General features: G+C 61.8%; 18 protein-coding genes. 9 read left to right on the plus strand and 9 right to left on the minus strand.

The window, feature by feature from the left end; translation table 11 throughout:
- Both Q8R75_RS02215 and Q8R75_RS02220 read left to right on the plus strand, forming a co-directional pair.
- Positions 1-397: hypothetical protein (locus Q8R75_RS02215; RefSeq protein ID WP_305663497.1), on the plus strand; the 397-nt coding region annotated here is incomplete at its 5' end.
- Positions 398-445: 48 nt separating this feature from the next.
- Complete coding sequence (locus tag Q8R75_RS02220; protein ID WP_305663498.1) at positions 446-1,912, plus strand: glutamate synthase subunit beta; 1,467 nt, start codon at positions 446-448, stop codon at positions 1,910-1,912.
- Positions 1,913-2,272: 360 nt separating this feature from the next.
- On the opposite strand, the gene Q8R75_RS02225 is transcribed toward Q8R75_RS02220, so the two are convergent.
- Positions 2,273-2,788: a DUF4124 domain-containing protein gene (locus Q8R75_RS02225; protein WP_305614634.1), complete on the minus strand. Its 516-nt coding sequence runs from the start codon at positions 2,786-2,788 to the stop codon at positions 2,273-2,275.
- Between the two features lie 156 nt (positions 2,789-2,944).
- On the opposite strand from Q8R75_RS02225, the gene glmU reads away from it, so the two are divergent.
- Both glmU and glmS read left to right on the plus strand, forming a co-directional pair.
- Positions 2,945-4,303 (plus strand): bifunctional UDP-N-acetylglucosamine diphosphorylase/glucosamine-1-phosphate N-acetyltransferase GlmU, encoded by a 1,359-nt coding sequence (gene glmU, locus Q8R75_RS02230; RefSeq protein WP_305626072.1) that lies wholly within the window; start codon positions 2,945-2,947, stop codon positions 4,301-4,303.
- A 51-nt stretch (positions 4,304-4,354) separates the two neighbouring features.
- On the plus strand, positions 4,355-6,193 hold the full coding sequence (gene glmS, locus Q8R75_RS02235; RefSeq protein ID WP_305614632.1) for a glutamine--fructose-6-phosphate transaminase (isomerizing): 1,839 nt from the start codon (positions 4,355-4,357) through the stop codon (positions 6,191-6,193).
- A 25-nt stretch (positions 6,194-6,218) separates the two neighbouring features.
- Here glmS and Q8R75_RS02240 read toward each other — a convergent pair whose 3' ends face one another.
- The gene (locus tag Q8R75_RS02240; protein ID WP_305614631.1) at positions 6,219-7,379 is read right to left on the minus strand and encodes a Fic family protein; all 1,161 of its coding nucleotides are present in this window, start codon (positions 7,377-7,379) and stop codon (positions 6,219-6,221) included.
- A gap of 851 nt (positions 7,380-8,230) precedes the next feature.
- Here Q8R75_RS02240 and Q8R75_RS02245 point away from each other — a divergent pair.
- Entirely contained in the window at positions 8,231-9,745 is a 1,515-nt protein-coding gene (locus Q8R75_RS02245) for a hypothetical protein (protein ID WP_305614630.1), read from the plus strand.
- A gap of 586 nt (positions 9,746-10,331) precedes the next feature.
- Here the strand turns inward: Q8R75_RS02245 and Q8R75_RS02250 are convergent.
- The 5 genes from Q8R75_RS02250 to Q8R75_RS02270 form a co-directional block, all read right to left on the minus strand.
- Entirely contained in the window at positions 10,332-13,112 is a 2,781-nt protein-coding gene (locus tag Q8R75_RS02250) for an HD domain-containing protein (protein ID WP_305614629.1), read from the minus strand.
- The gene (locus Q8R75_RS02255; RefSeq protein ID WP_305614628.1) at positions 13,087-13,488 is read right to left on the minus strand and encodes a hypothetical protein; all 402 of its coding nucleotides are present in this window, start codon (positions 13,486-13,488) and stop codon (positions 13,087-13,089) included. The genes Q8R75_RS02250 and Q8R75_RS02255 overlap by 26 nt, the downstream gene beginning before the upstream one ends.
- Before the next feature lie 48 nt (positions 13,489-13,536).
- Positions 13,537-14,052: a putative toxin-antitoxin system toxin component, PIN family gene (locus Q8R75_RS02260; RefSeq protein ID WP_305614627.1), complete on the minus strand. Its 516-nt coding sequence runs from the start codon at positions 14,050-14,052 to the stop codon at positions 13,537-13,539.
- Positions 14,053-14,676: 624 nt separating this feature from the next.
- The gene (locus Q8R75_RS02265) at positions 14,677-15,111 is read right to left on the minus strand and encodes a type II toxin-antitoxin system VapC family toxin (protein ID WP_305663499.1); all 435 of its coding nucleotides are present in this window, start codon (positions 15,109-15,111) and stop codon (positions 14,677-14,679) included.
- The gene (locus Q8R75_RS02270) at positions 15,108-15,362 is read right to left on the minus strand and encodes an AbrB/MazE/SpoVT family DNA-binding domain-containing protein (protein WP_305614625.1); all 255 of its coding nucleotides are present in this window, start codon (positions 15,360-15,362) and stop codon (positions 15,108-15,110) included. The genes Q8R75_RS02265 and Q8R75_RS02270 overlap by 4 nt, the downstream gene beginning before the upstream one ends.
- A gap of 356 nt (positions 15,363-15,718) precedes the next feature.
- On the opposite strand from Q8R75_RS02270, the gene Q8R75_RS02275 reads away from it, so the two are divergent.
- The 4 genes from Q8R75_RS02275 (at position 15,719) to Q8R75_RS02290 (ending at position 17,509) form a co-directional block, all read left to right on the plus strand.
- Entirely contained in the window at positions 15,719-16,042 is a 324-nt protein-coding gene (locus Q8R75_RS02275; RefSeq protein WP_305614624.1) for a hypothetical protein, read from the plus strand.
- Complete coding sequence (locus Q8R75_RS02280; protein WP_305614623.1) at positions 16,018-16,518, plus strand: ABC transporter transmembrane domain-containing protein; 501 nt, start codon at positions 16,018-16,020, stop codon at positions 16,516-16,518. Before Q8R75_RS02275 ends, Q8R75_RS02280 begins: the two co-directional genes overlap by 25 nt.
- Entirely contained in the window at positions 16,511-16,861 is a 351-nt protein-coding gene (locus Q8R75_RS02285) for an ATP-binding cassette domain-containing protein (protein ID WP_305663500.1), read from the plus strand. The genes Q8R75_RS02280 and Q8R75_RS02285 overlap by 8 nt, the downstream gene beginning before the upstream one ends.
- 273 nt (positions 16,862-17,134) lie before the next feature.
- Entirely contained in the window at positions 17,135-17,509 is a 375-nt protein-coding gene (locus tag Q8R75_RS02290) for an ATP-binding cassette domain-containing protein (RefSeq protein ID WP_305614621.1), read from the plus strand.
- A gap of 456 nt (positions 17,510-17,965) precedes the next feature.
- Here the strand turns inward: Q8R75_RS02290 and Q8R75_RS02295 are convergent, their stop codons facing one another.
- A complete protein-coding gene (locus Q8R75_RS02295; RefSeq protein WP_305614620.1) occupies positions 17,966-18,277 on the minus strand; it encodes a hypothetical protein in 312 nt (103 codons plus the stop codon).
- Positions 18,274-18,510: hypothetical protein (locus tag Q8R75_RS02300; protein ID WP_305663501.1), on the minus strand; the 237-nt coding region annotated here is incomplete at its 5' end. The genes Q8R75_RS02295 and Q8R75_RS02300, both read right to left, overlap by 4 nt.

Here is an 18,510-nt window from a genome sequence, read left to right on the forward strand (position 1 = left end):
CGGGCGCAATTTTGCTGCGGGCATGAGCGGCGGTGTGGCCTATGTGTACGACGAGGATGGCCAGTTCGACACCCGCTGCAACATGGCCATGGTGACACTGGAGCGCATCCTCCCCTCGGCCGAACAGGAGGTGACCGTGCCGCGTGCCATCTGGCATGGTGGCCAGACCGACGAAGCCCAGCTCAAGAAGCTGCTCGAAGACCACAACCGCTGGACGGGCAGCAAGCGCGCCCGCGAGTTGCTGGACAACTGGGCCACTTCGCGCAGCAAGTTTGTCAAGGTGTTCCCGACCGAGTACAAGCGTGCATTGTCTGAAATTAATGAACGAAAAGTGCTTGAAGAGCCCGCTACGCCAGCAGTAGCAGCTATCAAAAAGCAAGCGACGACCGCCAAGTAAGGCGACGCCGCAGACATCCGCACAGCATTCACAGACAAGGACATCGTCATGGGAAAAACCACCGGCTTCATGGAATACGAGCGCATCGAAGAGGGCTACAAGCCCGTCACCGAGCGCCTGAAGAACTACAAGGAATTTGTCATCGGTCTGAATGACGCGCAGGCCGGCAAGCAGGCGGCGCGCTGCATGGACTGCGGCACGCCGTTTTGCACCAGCGGCTGCCCGGTCAACAACATCATTCCCGACTTCAACGATCTGGTTTACCGCCAGGACTGGAAGCAGGCGATCGATGTGCTGCACTCGACCAACAACTTCCCGGAATTCACCGGCCGCATCTGCCCGGCGCCGTGCGAAGCCGCCTGTACGCTGACCATCAACAGCGACGCGGTGGGCATCAAGTCGATCGAGCACGCCATCATCGACAAGGCCTGGGAAATGGGCTGGGTGGTGCCGCAGCCGCCGGCCGTGAAGACCGGCAAGAAGGTGGCCGTCGTCGGCTCCGGCCCGGCGGGTCTGGCGGTGGCGCAGCAACTGGCGCGCGTCGGACACGACGTAACCGTGTTCGAGAAGAACAGCCGCGTCGGCGGCCTGCTGCGTTACGGCATCCCCGATTTCAAGATGGAAAAGTCGCACATCGACCGCCGAGTCGCGCAGATGGAAGCCGAAGGTGTCAGCTTCCGCACCGGCGTGCGCATTGGTGACCTGCCCGAAGGTTCGCCGGTGCACAGCGACGCCGAAACGGTCATCAGCCCGGCACAGTTGAACGCCGAGTTCGACGCCGTCGTGCTGGCGGGCGGCGCCGAACAGCCGCGCGACCTGCCGGTGCCCGGCCGCGACCTCGACGGCGTGCATTTCGCGATGGATTTCCTGCCGCTGCAGAACCGCGTGGTGGCCGGCGACACCGTACCGAACCAGATCATGGCGACCGGCAAGCACGTCGTCGTGATCGGCGGCGGCGACACCGGTTCGGACTGCGTGGGCACGTCGAATCGCCACGGTGCAGCCAGCGTGAGTCAGTTCGAACTGCTGCCGCAGCCGCCGGAAACAGAGAACAAGCCGCTGGTGTGGCCGTACTGGCCGGTCAAGCTGCGCACTTCGTCCAGCCATGAAGAAGGCTGCGAGCGCGACTGGGCCGTCGCGACCAAGGAATTCATCGGTGAGGATGGCAAGGTCAAACAGCTCAAGGCCGTGCGCGTCGAGTGGAAAGACGGTCGCATGCAGGAAGTGCCCGGCTCCGAAACCCTGATGGACGCCGACCTCGTGCTGCTCGCCATGGGTTTCGTCAGCCCGGCCGCCAGCATCCTCGACAGCTTCGGCGTCGAGAAGGACACCCGCGGCAACGCACGGGCCACGACCGACGGTGACGGCTGCTACGCCACCAGCGTGCCCAAGGTGTTCGCCGCCGGCGACATGCGTCGCGGCCAGTCGCTCGTCGTGTGGGCGATCCGGGAGGGGCGTCAGTGCGCTCGCGAAGTTGATGCCTTCCTCATGGGCGAGTCGACCCTGCCGCGCTGATCGCTCGCCCCTCTCTGATCACCCTGCGGGCGAAAAGGGACGCCGGCCGACCGGCCGGCGTGGAGCGGGTCGTGAGTGCGCAATTGCATGCGGGGGCGGAGCGGGGGTTTCGGCGAGCATTGCTCGCCGCCCGCAGAGCCGGCTGGCCATGCAAGGCCAGCCGTGAGAGGCTCCTACGAAAAAAGCGTCGGCTCATCAGCCACTGCGCCGTCTTTCGTAGGAGCGGACCCCGTCCGCGATGGGAACGTTGTTCAAGCGCCGCTGCGTGGTCGGAGCGTGCAATCGCCCGCAGAGCCGCCTGCCATGCAGGGCCAGCCGTGGGTGCCTCTTACGAAAACCTCAGTGTGAGCCGACGTTGCGCTACGGTAACTTGCGCATCAACATCGGCCGCTCGGCCGGCTGTGCGGGTGGGCGGATCGGCGGGTACAGGGGCTGGGTCGGGAAATGGCGCCGCACGATGCGCGGTGGCACACCATACAGGCTGTCATCGAGCACGGCCGGGTCGTCGCAATCCACCCGGCGCTGCGCTTCACAGCGCTTTCTCGCCGCGAGGCGGGCGTTTTCTTCCTGTTCGCGGGCTTCGGCGGCCTGGTTGGCCGACTGCTGGCGCAGCGCCTGTTCGACCTCATCGCGTACTGCGTTTCGATCCAGATTTTCCGATGGTCGTGACCCTGCCGGTTCATCGACCGTCGCGCCGGGCGGTCGCGTCACCTTCAGCGGATCCACCGTCGGTACCGGCGTCGAGCGCACGCCGGCCGGCGGCGTGTGCCCGTAGTTGATCACCCCGTTTTCGTCCTTCCAGCGATGCACCGTGTCGGCGGTCGCGATTGTGCTGAAAGAAATCAGTGCAGCGATGTAAAGCGATCCGTATCTCATGTCGTAAGTACTCGAAGCCATAGCCTTCATTGGTCCGCATACGCGGGCGCAGGTTGCATTGCCGAAGCACTTTCCCGGCTGTGCGAGAACTGCTGCGCAGCAGGCCAATGTCCCCCAATGCTAGAGTTGATGCGGTTTTCCGCTACAGGGTGTCCGATGCAGATTGTTATCCTCGCCGCCGGTCAGGGCAAGCGCATGCGTTCCGCGCTGCCCAAGGTGTTGCAACCCTTGTCCGACCGCCCGCTGCTCGGGCATGTTTTGCGTACCGCAGCTTCATTGAAGCCCTCGCGCACCTGTGTGGTGTATGGCCATGGCGGCGACGCTGTGCGTGCCGCCTTCTCTGATCTGCAGGTTGACTGGGCGCTGCAGGCCGAACAACTGGGCACCGGCCATGCCGTGATGCAGGCGCTGCCCGCGCTGTCGCGCGAAGAACCGGTACTCATCCTCTACGGCGACGTGCCCCTGCTGCGCGCCGATACGCTGGTCAAGCTGGCCGAAGCGGCCGGCGACGACAAACTCGGCATCCTGACCGTCACGCTCGACGACCCGACCGGTTACGGCCGCATCGTTCGCGACGCCGCCGGGCGCATCGTGCGCATCGTCGAACAAAAGGACGCGACCGAGGGCGAACGCAAGATCCACGAAGTGAACACCGGAATCATGGTGGTGCCCGGCGCACGGCTGGCCGGCTGGCTCACCCATCTGTCGAACGACAACGCGCAGCGCGAGTACTACCTGACCGACGTGGTCGCCGCCGCGGTGCGCGACGGCGTGCCGGTGGTGAGCACGCAACCGGCGCGTGTTTCGGAAACGCTCGGCGTGAACGACAAGGCGCAACTGGCCGACCTCGAGCGCACCCATCAACGCGAGAACGCCGAACGCCTGTTGAATGAGGGCGTCACGCTGCGCGACCCGGCGCGCATCGACGTGCGCGGCGAGCTCATCTGCGGTCGCGATGTCGAGATCGACATCGGCTGCATCTTCGAAGGCCGCGTCGAGCTGGGCGACGGCGTCGTTGTCGGCGCCCACTCGGTGCTGCGCAACGTCACCATCGCCGCCGGCACGCGCATCGCGCCGTTCTGCCATTTCGACGACGCCACCGTCGGCGTCGGCTGCCAGCTCGGCCCGTACGCCCGCCTGCGCCCCGGCGCCAGACTGGCTGAAGACGTACACATCGGCAATTTCGTCGAAGTGAAAAACAGCGACATCGCCGCCCACAGCAAGGCCAACCACCTGGCCTACGTCGGCGACGCCACCGTCGGCAGCCGCGTGAACATCGGCGCCGGCACCATCTGCTGCAATTACGATGGCGCAAACAAATTCCGCACCGTGATCGAAGACGATGTGTTCATCGGCTCCGACACCCAGCTCGTGGCGCCGGTCACCGTCGGTCGTGGCGCCACGCTGGGCGCCGGCACCACGCTGACCCAGGACGCTCCGCCGGGCCAGCTCACGATTGCCCGCGCCCGCCAGATCACGATCACCGGCTGGACCCGGCCGGTGAAGAAGAAGTAACGCTTTTCCCCATCCGAATTTTTGCGCAGCTCTGCTTAAAGGAACGTCCCCATGTGCGGCATCGTTGCGGCCATCTCAGGCCAGAATATCGTCCCCGTCCTGCTCGAAGGACTGCGCAAGCTCGAATATCGCGGCTACGACTCGGCCGGTCTGGCCGTGCTCAACGGCGCGCAGGGCACCGCCCTGCGCCGCCTGCGTTCGGTCGGCCGCGTGGCCGAACTGGCCGCCCAGGCCGACGAACAGAAGCTCGAAGCGTCGATCGGCATCGCGCACACACGCTGGGCAACGCACGGCGTGCCGTCGGAGCGCAATGCCCACCCGCACATCAGCGACGGGCTGGCCGTGGTGCACAACGGCATCATCGAAAACTTCGAGCCGCTGCGCGCCCGCCTGACCGGGCTGGGCTACACCTTCACGTCGGAAACCGACACCGAAGTGATCGCCCACCTGGTGCGCCACCATCTGAAAACCACGCCCGACCTGATCGACGCGGTGCGCGCCACCTGCAACGAACTGATCGGCGCCTACGCCATCGCCATCGTCACCGAGGGCGAAGATTCGCGCATCGTCGTGTCGCGCCACGGCTCGCCGCTGGTGCTAGGCCTGTCGGACAACGGCAATTACGCCGCGTCCGACACCTCGGCGCTGCTGCAGGTCACGCGCAACATGATCTATCTGGAAGACGGCGACATGGCGGAGCTGACGCGCACCTCGATGCGCGTGTTCCGTCTCGACGGCACGCCGGTCGAGCGCGCAGTGCAGGTGAGCCAGCTGTCGGCCGACGCGGTCGAGCTGGGCAACTACCGCCACTACATGCAGAAAGAGATTTTCGAACAGCCGGCGGCGCTGTCGAACACGCTGGAAATGCTCGCCCAGGCGCGCTCGATCACGCCGAATCTGTTCGGCGCCGAAGCCGACAACGTGTTCCGCTCGGTGCGCCGCGTGCTCGTGCTTGCCTGCGGCACCAGCTACCACGCCGGTCTGGTCGCCCGCTACTGGCTCGAAGACGTCGCCGGCATCGAATGCAGCGTCGAAATCGCAAGCGAATACCGCTACCGCAAGCCGGTCGCCGACCCGGACACGCTGGTCGTCACCATTTCGCAGTCGGGTGAGACCGCCGACACGCTGGCCGCGCTGAAGTACGCCAAGTCGCTTGGCATGATGCAAACGCTGTCGATCTGCAACGTGCCCGAATCGGCCATCGTGCGCGAGTCCTCACTTCGCTTCATCACCCGCGCCGGCCCGGAAATCGGCGTGGCGTCGACCAAGGCCTACACCACCCAGCTCGCAGCACTCGCGCTGCTCACGCTGGCCATGGCCAAAACCCGCGGCACGCTCAGTAACGCACAGGAAGAGAAATACCTGAAGGCGCTGCGCCACCTGCCCAGCGCGGTCACCCGCGTGCTCGAGCTCGAGCCGCAGATCCAGGCCTGGGCCGAACGCTTCGCGATGAAGCAGCACGCGCTGTTCCTCGGTCGCGGCCAGCATTACCCGATCGCGCTCGAAGGCGCATTGAAGCTGAAGGAAATTTCCTACATCCACGCCGAAGCCTACCCGGCCGGCGAACTGAAGCACGGCCCGCTGGCGCTGGTCGACCGCGACATGCCGGTCATCGCCATCGCCCCGAACGACGCGCTGATCGAAAAACTCAAAAGCAATATCCAGGAAGTGCGCGCGCGCGGCGGCGAGCTGTACGTCATCGCCGACGCGGGTACCGAAATGGTCGAAGGCGAAGGCCTGCACATCCTGAACATGCCGGAGAACTACGGCCTGCTGTCACCCGTGCTGCACGTCATCCCGCTGCAGCTGCTGGCCTATCACGCGGCGCTGGTGAAGGGCACCGATGTGGACAAGCCGCGCAATCTGGCGAAGAGCGTGACGGTGGAGTGAGGCGCACCGCGCGCTTCGCTATCCATCATCCGGGGCGGTTCAGTGCGTCGGGAATGAAGCCTTCCGCCGCCAACGCACGGATCACGCCGCGCAGCAGCACGTTGTTGCTGAAACCCACGGTGTACTGACGCGCACCGTCGCGGATCGGCACGAGCATCCGGCGTTCCACGAGCTTGCGGATCTGGTAGGTGCGCTGGGCTTCCGTCATTCCGGGCATCGCGTCTTTCAGGTCGCTCGCCTTGGCGATCCCCGCGTGCGCCGTCGCCATGAGCACCCGCTCTTCCATGTGCGTCAATGACTCGCGCTCGCGCGCGTGGCGCAACGCCGGCGTCAGGATGTGTTCGATGAGGTAGCGCTGGTCGGTCAGCCGGGCCACCTTGCCCAGTTCGTCGAGCACGCCGGACAGCACGTAGGTGCACCACGCCTCGCGTCCTTCCTGTGTGCCGGTGTCCGCCTGGCTGAGCATGGCGTAGTAGCGATCACGGTCGTTGCAGAACACCGCGGTCGGATTCAGCACGCGTCCGCCTGCCTTGACGTCGAAACCGTACTTGATCATCAAGGTGTAGGTCAGCAGCCGGACCACCCGACCGTTGCCGTTGCCGAAGGGGTGTATCCACGCGAAACGGTGGTGAGCGAGCGCCACCTTGATCAGGTCGTACTTGCGCGGGGCGGGCTGGTTGATGAAGGCCACCAACTCGCTCATGTACTGTGGCACCTGCAGCGCCTCGGGCGGAAGGTGGTCGGACTGCGAAATCTGCACCGATCCGTGGCGGTAAGCGCCGGGCGTGGCGTCACCCTCCCGCTGCAATTCGCGCACCGTCAGCGCATGGAGCTCGCGCACAAGATGCTCGGTGATGTCGTCACCCGGTGCGAAATGAACTTCGATGAAGGTCATGGCCTCTTCGATATTGGCCATTTCGCGCAGCGTGTCGCTCACGGTCGCCGCACTTGCTTCGAGCCGGCTTTCGACGTAGTCGGCCAGCGTGGTGTGGTTGCCCTCGATACGGGCCGAACCCAGGCTTTCCAGCATGTGGAAGATCTGCTTGAGCTGGAAGAACACCGGTGCCGGCGTGCTGCCTTCCAGCCGCAGGCGGCGCAGATGTTCCAGCTCGGTCACCACATCGACGAGCGGCGAGTCGAAGGCGGGGTTGAGCAAACTCAGGTCATGGTGGCGAAAGGCTGGCATGAGCGACCCGGGCGTCGAAATGGAACCCGGATCATAAATTATCTGTAACCGACTTGACTGATATCTTTAAAAGAACAAAAAACGTGCTTCAGAACAATTGCCTGAAGAGCATCCGCGTAAAAATATCTTGAAATCCACGGGGCTTTTTCTGCAGTGCCCACCCTGAACATCTTGAATATCCGCCACGGGGGCACGCACTCAGACCTCCGCGCCCAAGCCGCAATCGCAGCCGGGTCTTTCGTGGGAGCGAGTTTGCTCGCGATTGCGCCAGCAACCAAAGCCCGCGCCCTGCGGAGGCTCAGTCAGGGAGAAGCCATTTCCGCGAGACGCGCGATCCGATCAGGACTGCGTCGCGCCGGGTTCCGCGTGTCCGCCAGAGCACGCGCCGCGAATTATCTGAAATTATCTTGATTTGGATAATTGCCTAATTTTTAGGCAATTACGCCAAGGCAACACTCAGTGCATATCACGTCCATCGTTCGTTCGGGCGCATGAGAGTAAGCTAATCATTTGATTCGTATAGATTGTCCAGTCCCCGGCTGCAATCCTTCTCCTGTTGTCGACGAGGTGGTCATTCTCTACGCCTCGGCATACAGCGCTCACGCGCCGTGGCCGGGCGCCCGGTCTTGTGGGAGCGAGCTTGCTCGCGATTGCTGTCTGAAACGAAGCGGCGGGCGAACCCTGCCGTGTGGACAACTCCGCTGAAGCTTGCCGTTCCGCGCGCCCTTCAGGCCAAGCCGATGTCCTTGTGCTAGTTTTGGCCCCACGAACCCGCCTTGCGCGCCCGATCCGCTTCCCGGGCGCGCGCCGCGGCTTCATTTCACTCGCACCTGACTCCGCAGGGGAATGCCATGGCACACCGGTTCGTCGCGCTGCGCAAGGACGGCAAGAAGACCTTTCTCCATGACGAGGCCGGCCGCAAGGTGCGCGAAGTCATCTGGGGCGACTACCTGACAGTGAAGCGCACGCTGGACGACGGCCGGCTCGAGATCGACTGGGCGGCGCGTTCGCCCGACAAGCGCCGCACGCTGTACATCGCGGCCGAAGACACCGTCGAGCGGCGCCCGCTCGAAATCGTGTTCGTCGACGTGGGACAGGGCGACGGCGCGGTGCTCATCTCGCCCGAAACCGGCAAGGACGAACGCATCATCGTCATCGACGCCGGCAAGGAGGGCAATATGCGCGCCTTCCTGAATGCACGATTCAAGAGCTACCGCGGCTTCAACTTCCATGCGGCGGTCGTGACACATCCCGACAACGACCACTATCTCGGCTTCCAGGCGCTGTTCAGCGACCACAAGATCGGCTTCAAAACGGTCTATCACAACGGTCTGGTCGAACGCGCCGTCACCGGCACCTGGGCCAAGCTCGGCGGCGAACCGGTGGCCGACCCCGCAACCGGCGTGTCGTACGTGACCGCGCTGGCGGTCGACAAGGCCGACCTGACGCGCCTGTTCGGCGCGCTGCCGGCGAATACCCGCTACGAATTTCCGAAGCTGATGCAGGCGGCGCTGCAGAACCCGAAGATCGGCACGCTGCGCATGCTGTCGACCGAACATGCCAGACGCGAAGGCGGTGTCGCATGGATGCCTGACTTCGCGCCGTCGAACCGGCGCGGCTACACCATCCGTGTGCTCGGGCCGGTGGTCGAAAAAGGGCCGGGCGGCAAGCCCGCCCTGCGCCGGCTGAAGAGCTACGGCGAAACGAAGAACGGCCATTCGGTGCTGCTCAGGCTGCAGTACGGACAGTTTTCCGTGCTGTTCGGCGGCGACCTGAACGAGCCGGCCGAGAAGTTTCTGCTGCAGCACTACACCGGCCGCGCAACCTTCCCGAAGGCGGGCACGCCCGACCACGACGCCATGGTGGCCGAGGCGCAGAAAACCTTCCGCTCCGAAGTGATGAAATCCTGTCACCACGGCTCCGAGAAAGTGACCGACGCGTTTCTCGCCGCCGTCAATCCGGCCGCCTTCATCATTTCGTCGGGCGATCAGGAAGGGCACGTCCATCCGCGCCCGGATCTGCTGGGCCGCCTCGGCCGCTACGGCCGCGGCGACGCACCGGTCATCCTGTCCACCGAACTGCAGCGCTCGTCGCGCCCGCTCGAAGACCGCGCGCAGGTGCAGAAACTGCTCGACCGCATCGACGCCCTGGCCACCACGCTGTCACCCGAAGCGCTCGACGCCATCAAGCTCGACGTGAAGGAATTGGCGCGCAGCAATGTGGAGGTGTACGGCGCGATCTACCTGAAGACCGACGGCGAGCGGCTGATGACGGCCTTCCGCATCGAGACCGGATCGGAGCTGGAAAAGTGGTTTTCGTTTCGGTATGCGTTCAATGCGCAGGGGGAGTTGGTGCGGACGGATTGAACGAGAGTCCGGCCAAAGGGAGAGGGGTGGGTGCAGGTAAAGACGCGCGCGCAAGCATTGTTTTAACAGCCATCGCGTGCTTTGCGTCGACCGACAGCAGACGTTAAGTCAAGCGATGGTCGCTTGCTCAACGTCTTCTTAGATGCGATGGATGAAGTATCGCGCCGCGTCCGGAGGGGGGCTCTGCAAGAATTCTGTTATTCATCTTCATGAGCGCCAAACTCTGGATCTTTCCAGCCAGTAACGTAGTGCTGCTGTAGGTTATTGCCAACGCGCCGAACGAACCGCCAATGGAAAGCTTAAGTACAACATCAAAGAAGTACGCGCACGTGTCAGCAAGCACTACGTCATCGCCGACTTCGGCACCGAGCGGTGGAAGACGACGTTGCTCAAATAAAAAACACGGACCTACACATCAATGTCACGTGGGAATCATATTTTGGCGCAGTTGAAGAACCGCGCAGCGCTGGTGATGAAAACGGACAGGAAAACTGCGAAGGAGGTGGACCTCGCAATATCGAGTTTATTAAAAATTTCCAACGTGATCCAAAAAAAGACATTTTTGACGTAATTCACGTCAAAATTTCTATTTTTTCTTTCTGCGGCGTAACAAGGGTTCCCACGGCACACCGTCAACTAAGCCTTCGCCCCATATCAGGGTGAGTGTCTGTGTTGGTACATTTAATGTCGTTGCAAGCAACATTCCACGGTTTCCGTACCCCAATTTCCTTTCGTTGCGTTTCTGCTCCCAGATTTCATCAGCCCCCGTCGATGGCTCGGTCGTTATCGCCGAATCAAGTAGTGCTGAGCCAATCTCGCCGCAACGAATTAAAAAAGAATCAACAAGGTGCGAATCCATGTCCTTCAATATTCCATGCGCGAAAGGAATGTCCACCTCTTTAATGAATCGGAATACCCGGGCATTTATCTGGAGTTTTTTACAGATGTTTTGTACCGCTTGCACGCCGTCATCCCAAGCGGCGGTAAAAACAAACGCAATTGGTGAGTTTTTAAGATGCTCTTGAACTTGTACGTTGAATATTGACCGCTCCTCGCCAAGCGGCTTCCTAAGGTCAATGTCGCCAAAGCCAGCTGCCAAGATATCTTCTGCTTGACCCCCTGAGCCTACAAAGTCATCGACAAATATGATCGGGTGGTAAGTTGTAGATTCGGCCGCCTCATTGAGGGTGCAGCACTTTTCAACATATTCTTTTAATAAATCGCCGGCGTAGTAAGTCTGAACAGCGCCACTGTCTTTGAGACCTCCTAATGGAACAACTGAAGCGCCTTTGAACTCCGGGTTTTGCTGAATGAATGTACGAAGGGCCTCTACTGCTTCTGCTCTTCCAATTACTCGAATCTTTCCAAGCAAATGAAGTGCGCAATCGATATGCCCATCATCGTCGAATTGACGGAGCCAAGCAAGCGCCTTGTCCGCCCTTGCACCCCCGCTATTTGAAGTAACTGGTGCTTGATAAGTGGCTAACAGGAGCTCAATTTCATTAAGCTTGCCGGGAACGTCTGCCATGCTTAAGCGTTCAGGTACTGGCCTAATATCAAATGGTGCATTCCGATAGTAACGCAATACTCCTAACTTCTTCTTTAGCTCATGTACCCGCGAGTTGTCTCGCTTGCTTACCTCCAAAGCCGTGCTTGGTAGGCGCACAGAATACTTTATTCTTACAAGCTTTTCGATGGCAAGGAATACTACGTCTGCGATTTCTTTTGGGCACAAGAAATAGCCCTTTGGTTGATCGGATAGATAACCATCCGCCCAAGCCGTTCTATTTACTGTGTACTCACGAAAGGGAAGTGGCTTCCCCGTTGAGGAAATTAAGTAAGCACGCGCTATCTGAGTTCCTCCGGGGGTCGGGCCTAACGTGTGTACCATTACCATGGAATCTAATATGTCGCGCGAAAACTCTTTAAATCCAAGGTCCTTAAGTAAAACATACACGTCATCCAAAAGGGTGTTCATGAAAAGAACTCGCTTTTGTGGATGCTCAAGAGTCTCTAGGAATTCAATCAAACCTTCCTTTTGAGTTTCGTCGCGTTCCAATGGGTCAGATGGATAGCGTCTTTGTACTTGAAACGCGCGGGACCAAAGGCGACGATCCCTTACGGACTTAAGCAAAGCGGCTACGCAGTCAATTCGAGCGCTTGCCTCGGCACACTCAATACCTAAGGTGGACACAAGCTGCTGCTTGTCCATTCCCAAGATCGCATCATCATTATTGCGATACAAAAAATTTAGCAGAGTTTCAATAGAAACAAGAGGCGACAAAGTGATAATTGCCGCACGAAGCATCTGCTCAATTGCGATAACTTTTGGGTGTCGGTAAATCTTTGCGAAAAGAAGAACGCGTGCTAGATGTAACTCATCAAGTACGGCCACCCCGGACCACTTTACTCCAAACAAATAGTACTTAGAGTCGATTAGTCTAACGGTGCGGGAAATTTCAGCCGGAAGCTCTTTGGCATCGAGTGCTTTTACCGATAGCTTTTGAACGAGCCTCGATATGTCCAGAACCGAAGGGGTGCCCGCAAGCCGCGCGTCACGAACAAAATAGTCCAATTTATCCGCGTCGAAGGGACCTGAAATCAACTCATGGAGTAGTGGTAGTTTGTCATCAATGTGCTGCCCGACGATAGCATTTGATATCTTTTCGACAATCAGGTCAATATTTCTAGGTGCATCTGCTTCCAACGAAATAAAAGGAGCGCATTTTTCCGCTACTACTTCAAAGAACGAGCGCATCGCTGGTGATCGGACGATGAAGTAGGCAAAAATCTCCGAGAGTTGTCGTTTTTCTATCCGATTCGACTGTGAAAACTCTGCGGATAACAAATTGAGCGCAGGAAGGCTCTCCATCGCGAGTTCGGAAACGTGGGAGAAGGCCGCGTGACCCACATCATGAAGCAGCGCCGCTAGGCGCAGCAGTTGAATCATGTGTGGGCTAATGACTGGTGCGTCACTGCCATGCATGGCGACTGAATTAATTGCCGTACAAAGGTGCTGCACCTGAAAAAGTACGCCGAGCGTATGCTCAAACCGTGTGTGTACTGCGCCTGGGTACACCCAATGAATTACGCCAAGTTGGCGTATGTTTCGCAAACGTTGAATTAGCGGTGAATCCAACAATGCGACTTCAGGCGCGGTCAGCCCGATCGTTCCCCAAAGTGCGTCATTAATCTCTTTTCGGGAAAATACGTGAAGAGGCTGTTTAAGACATCCGACATACTCGCTTAAATAATCATTCGCGAAAGAGTTGGCAAGCTCTTTGAGGGAGTTTAAGCTGTAAGGCTGCGATTCGAGCATCGCTGAGCGTATTTTTCTGTGCTCAGCGTTGCTCAGCGAAACATTCATCTACGATACTATCGAAGAACTCGGGCGGGATAGGTGTGCTTTTTAGATAGCGCAACGCCCTGTTTTCACCGATTTTTATATCGAACGTATGGAATGTCGGGTTGTTCAACGCAATGAGTTCTTTCTCTTTGGCGGCTAAAAGGGTCTCTCTCAAAGAAACCGAATCTCCATGGAGAGGGTCAATGTAGAAAGAAAAATTGGGAATAATATTAAGCGACTCGCCTGCCGCCATCAAAACCTCAAACGCCTTTTGAAATTTTTCATCAAGTTCCGTGTCTTGAAGAACAAAATGTTTTTTGTTTCGCAGTGCTAACACCGAGATAATGCACGCAACAAATTGATCAGCTGTGAGGATGTTTTTCGTCACGGAAGCCATCTGATGGTTGCCTTTTCAAATGGAAGGAATACTTAAAACCATGCGATTTTAGCAGATTTTTAGACTTTTTCTTCTGTTGTTACACATTACGGCTATGAGCTGGTGTACGTCGGATCCTGATTGCCCTCGTAATCTAGGCGCGCTGCTGACGTTAAGCGAGTTGAAGTTGTCACCTGAGGATGAAGTCGAAACGACTCCGACCTCCAACGGATGCCGCAGCGTCTCGACGAACACGGCCGGGCTAACAGTGTGAAAGCTGGTCTGGCCGACCAGAGCGAGCAGGTCGGCGTCGCCGCTAACGAGTGCATCGGAGCGGGCGGCGGCGGCGAGATGCAGGAACGGTAGGTCATGGAGGTCGCGATAATCCGGGGCTGCCGGCGGCGGCCCGGGGATGCGCACGACTTCGGTCGAGGGCTGGTAGTCGGCGAGCAGTTCTTCCTGTTCGGCCATGCTCAGGCGGAACTTGCGGTAGGCGAGGACGCACACAAGTTCGGCGAAGGTGACGACGCTGACCAGCGGCACATAGTCGCCGCGCTGCCAGGCGTGCCGGATGCGGCCGGCCACGCCGCCCGGAAACACCAGTCCGACAGCACGACATTCGTGTCGAGCACGACGCGCGGCACGCGCCCGTCGTTCGGCGGGACGGCCGACTCAGTCACGCGCGGTGGCGTTGCGCGCCCAGGCCACTGCGTCGGCAACGTCGGATTCGTTGATCTGCAGTTCGGCGAGCTTGGCCCGCACCGCATCGTCGCGCTGGATGCGCACTGGTGTGAGGATGATCTGGCCGTTGACGGCTTCGACTTCGAATTACTCGGTCGGGCCGATGGCTTCCGTCACCGACCGGGGCAGCGTGAGCGGGTTCTTGCTGGTGAGCCTGGCAAGCGTGGGCTGGCTCCTGAGTAAGGAATCCGTACTTTAGCGGTGCCGTCCGCCCGGTGTAAGGGGCGCTTGGCTGGTCGCCGGAAATGTCCTCCGCAGCGCTGCCATCGCCAAATTCGGGTGTGGGCTGGATGCTGAAACCACTCGGGAATAGGATTAAATCCTGTCCTCCCGAGGAGTCCACGATGCGCACCACGCAGCAACTGAGCATCACCCTGCCCAAGGATATGGCGACGAATCCACCAGTGCGCATGGCCCGCTGGCCGAGGGCCGAGGGCCGAGGGCCGAGGTCGGCCGCCTGTTTCGGCGTCAGCTCGCGGGCTCGTGTGCCGGCGTATTGCCGGCCGACCAGTCGAATGTCCTCAGACCCGGCACGTGCGCGAACGCGCGGTCGGCGGTGATGAGGGTGCAGCCCTCGGCGACGGCCTGGGTGGCGATCAACAAGTCCATCGCGGCGAGACTCACGCCATGGGCTTCCATCCGCGTGCGCAGTTCGGCGAAGGTCGCGGCGGTGGAAGATGTCCAGGGCACGATGGGCAGGGCTTGTAAAAAGGTGTCGACCGCACGCGCAAGGCGGGTGGCTTCCGGGCGGCGGCGCACGCCGTAGCGAAGTTCGGCTTCGGTGATGACCGAGAGGCACACGCGCTGTTCGTCCATCGCGGCCAGCAGCACCGGATGCGCGTTGCCGCGTATCAGTGCCGACGCGGCATTGGTGTCGAGCATGCAGGGGCCGAGTGGTGTCATGGCCAGTCGCGCAACTGCGGCGGCGCGCTGTCGCGAGGGATGTCGAAGTCGGCGAATTCCTGCGGGGCTTCGGCAATGAGCGCGTCGCGCAATGCGAGCCAGTCCGAGAATGTGCGTCTGTACGGGCTCAGGATGACATCGCCGGTTTCGGGGTCACGCCGAATGCAGACCTCGTCACCTTCAAAGCGGAATTCGGCCGGCAGGCGTACCGCCTGACTTCGGCCGTTCTTGAACAGTTTCGCCGTGGTCATGGGTGGTGTTCTCGATATGGTATAGACAATGGTATATACCACCCGTTGCCGGGCGCCTCAAGTTCTCACGGTCGGCATTTGTCCTCGGCCGGACCGAGGACGTAAAGGCGGGGCAAACCCGTCAGCGCGAGCAATGAGTGCGGGCAAGGTTCGCGCGCGATTTGCCGTCGAGCACCCCAAGGCCCGGTGAGCCATCGCGTCGTTCTCCCGTTGGGATCCATCCGAAAAGGTCTGCACCGGTAGCCCAGCAGCGCGCTCTCCGGATTTCCACATCTGACCCGGCACAATAGTGCTTTGCCTCGCCGCGCCCCTTGCGGCGCAGGCGCTGCGACTCACCGCACCGGAGCCCTCACTGCATGACGGAATCGACTTCCGCCCCTGGCCTTTCGGCCGCCCCGCCCCCCGCCATCGGCCTCGGCGGCGCCGCCCGCGATCTGTATCGCGCGCTGTGGCTGCATGCCAAGGGCGTGCGGCCGCAGATGCTCGGCGCAGCCGGCCTGCTGTCCGGCGCGCAACTGATGCGCCTCTCCATGCCCTGGCTCGCGGCGCAGGCGATCAATGCGCTGCAGCAGGGCGACATGGCGACGGCGGGGCGGTGGATTGCCTATCTGATCGGCATCTATCTGCTGTCGTGGTTGCTGCACGGCCCGGGTCGGTGCTGGAGCGCAATGTGGGGGTGAGGGTGCGCGTGCGGCTGGCGGATCAGCTTTATGCGCGCATCGCTGTCGCGCCGCTGGCGTGGCGCGACGGGCGGCATTCGGGTGAGCTGCAGCACCGGGTGATGCAGGCGAGCCGGGCGCTGTCCGACTTTGCGCAGAACCAGTTCGACTATCTGCAGAGCGCGTTCAACTTCGTGGGCCCGCTGGTGGCGCTGGCGCTGCTGTCGCGCACCAGCGGGGCGATCGCGATCACCGGTTACGTGATCATTTCTTTCATCATCCTGCGCTTCGACCGCACATTGATGCAGCTCGCCCGCGCCGAGAACGACGCCGAGCGCCGCTATGCCGCGGCGCTGCTCGACTTCGTCGGCAATGCCGGCACGGTGATCGGCCTGCGGCTGCAGGCGGCGTCGCGCACGCTGCTCGGCCGGCGCATGGACGCGGTGATGGCGCCGCTGCGCCGCGCTCACGTCGGCCATGCATACCGGCGTGTTTGACGAGGTGCTCGAACGCCTGCCCGACGGGCTGCACAGCGGCCTGAGCGAGCGCGGCGGCAATTTGTCGGGCGGTCAGCGTCAGCGGCTCGCGCTGTCCCGCGGCGCGCTGACGGCGCAGGGCAGTTCGCTCTTGCTGCTGGACGAACCGACCAGCGCGCTTGACCCACTGGCCGAGGGCCGCGTGTTCGACCGCATTGTCGCCGCGTTCCCGTCGGCCTGCATCGTCGCGTCAGTGCATCGCCCAAGCCTGCTCGCGCGTTTCGACACCGTCGTCGTGGTGGAAGGTGGGCGCGTGGTCGATGGGGGTCCGCGGGATGAGGTGCTGGCGCGGCGGGTGCATTGAATGGCTGCACAGTGGCGTGGCATCTGTCGGGTGGCCTCGATATGAGGTTGATGCGCGCGATGATTGGGTGGCGATGTTGGGCATCGCTGCGCTCACCCCAACCTACGGGTGTGGCGCGGGCGGTGGTTTGTCGGGCAGTGCGTTGCGACCGGGATGTTGGCGGGCGGCGGTTCGGTGCGGGTGTCGGGCAGCCCTACCAATGGATACGTCGCCCCAGTAGGTTGGGGTGAGCGCAGCGATGCCCAACAACGGGCGCTGCCCGGGTGCTGCCCGTTGAGCCAGTCAAGGAGCTGGCCGCTCCGCGCGCAGCCGGCGTGGTGCAGCGCTTCGGGTGCGGTGGCGGTAACGCGCGCGCGGGGCGGCAATCTGTCGGGCGGCCAGCGCCAGCGGCTGGCGCTGTCACGCGGCGCGCTGGCGGCGCAGGGCAGTTCGCTCTTGCTGCTCGACGAACCCACCAGCGCGCTCGATCCGCTGGCCGAAGGCCGCGTGTTCGACCGCATCGTTGCCGCGTTCCCGTCGGCCTGCATCGTCGCGTCGGTGCATCGCCCCAGCCTGCTCGCGCGCTTCGATACCGTGGTCGTCGTGGAAGCCGGGCGCGTGGTCGATGCGGGGCCAATGGATGAAGTGCTGGCGCGGCGGGCGCATTGAATCGCTGCGCCCTGGGGAGGCAGTTGTCGGGTGGCACCGATATGACGGCGATCGCGCGATGACTTTGGTGGGGCTGTTGGGCATCGCTGCGCTCACCCCAACCGACGGGCGTGGCACATCCGGGGCGTTGGGGCTGGGGTTTTTACGGTTGGGCGGTGGGGTTGTTGAGTATCGCTGCGCGCACCCCAACCTACAGTGGCGACGTTTTCGTAGGTTGGGGTGAGCGCAGCGATGCCCAACAACGGACGCATCCCGGGTGCTGCGCCCTTTGGGCCAGTCAAGGGGCTGGCCCAAAGGGCGTAGCCGGCGTTGCGCAGCGCTTCGGGTGCGGTGGCCTGCGCTCGGCGCACCAATGATCTGCGCCTCAAGGCCGTAGTCGCGGGGCGTTGAATGCGTTCAATCCGGGGCTGTCGCCGAACTCCGCCCGGCGAGCGTTACGGCGCCGACGTTGCAGATCTATTCCGCCGTCTTCGCGCCCTCTTCGCACTTGCGCATGAAGGAGTTTTTGGCGGCGCCTGACAGCGGCTTTCCATCCTTGCTCAGCGCCCGCGCTTCGCAGCTGGATTTCATCGCGTCGGCGTGGCACTTGCGCATGAAGGACGACTTCGCGGCGCCGGCCAGCGGCTTGCCGTTCTTGTCGATGGCGGCGGCCTGGCACTTCGAATCGGCGGCGGCTTGGTCGGCCCCCTGCGCATCGGCGGCGAGGGCGTTGCCGGTGGCGAGCAGGGCGCACAGCGAGGTGGCGAGGGCGGCGATCAGTCTGTTCATGATGGGGCTCCGTTGAAGAGGGCGCCGGCTGCGTTCACGCCTTGTGAAGCGGCCAGCCTGCGCATGATGGCGGCGAATCGCGCTGCGGTACAGATGGCGCGGCGCACAGGCGTGTGCGGGTGGGTGGGGGCGGTGATCTTGGGGCTGGGCTTTTGGGCATCGCTGCGCTCACCCCAACCTACGGATACGTCGCCATTGTAGGTTGGGGTGAGCGCAGCGATGCCCAACATCGG

Origin of the sequence: Methyloversatilis sp. (assembly GCF_030696805.1) — a bacterium.
Taxonomy (GTDB): Bacteria; Pseudomonadota; Gammaproteobacteria; order Burkholderiales; family Rhodocyclaceae; genus Methyloversatilis.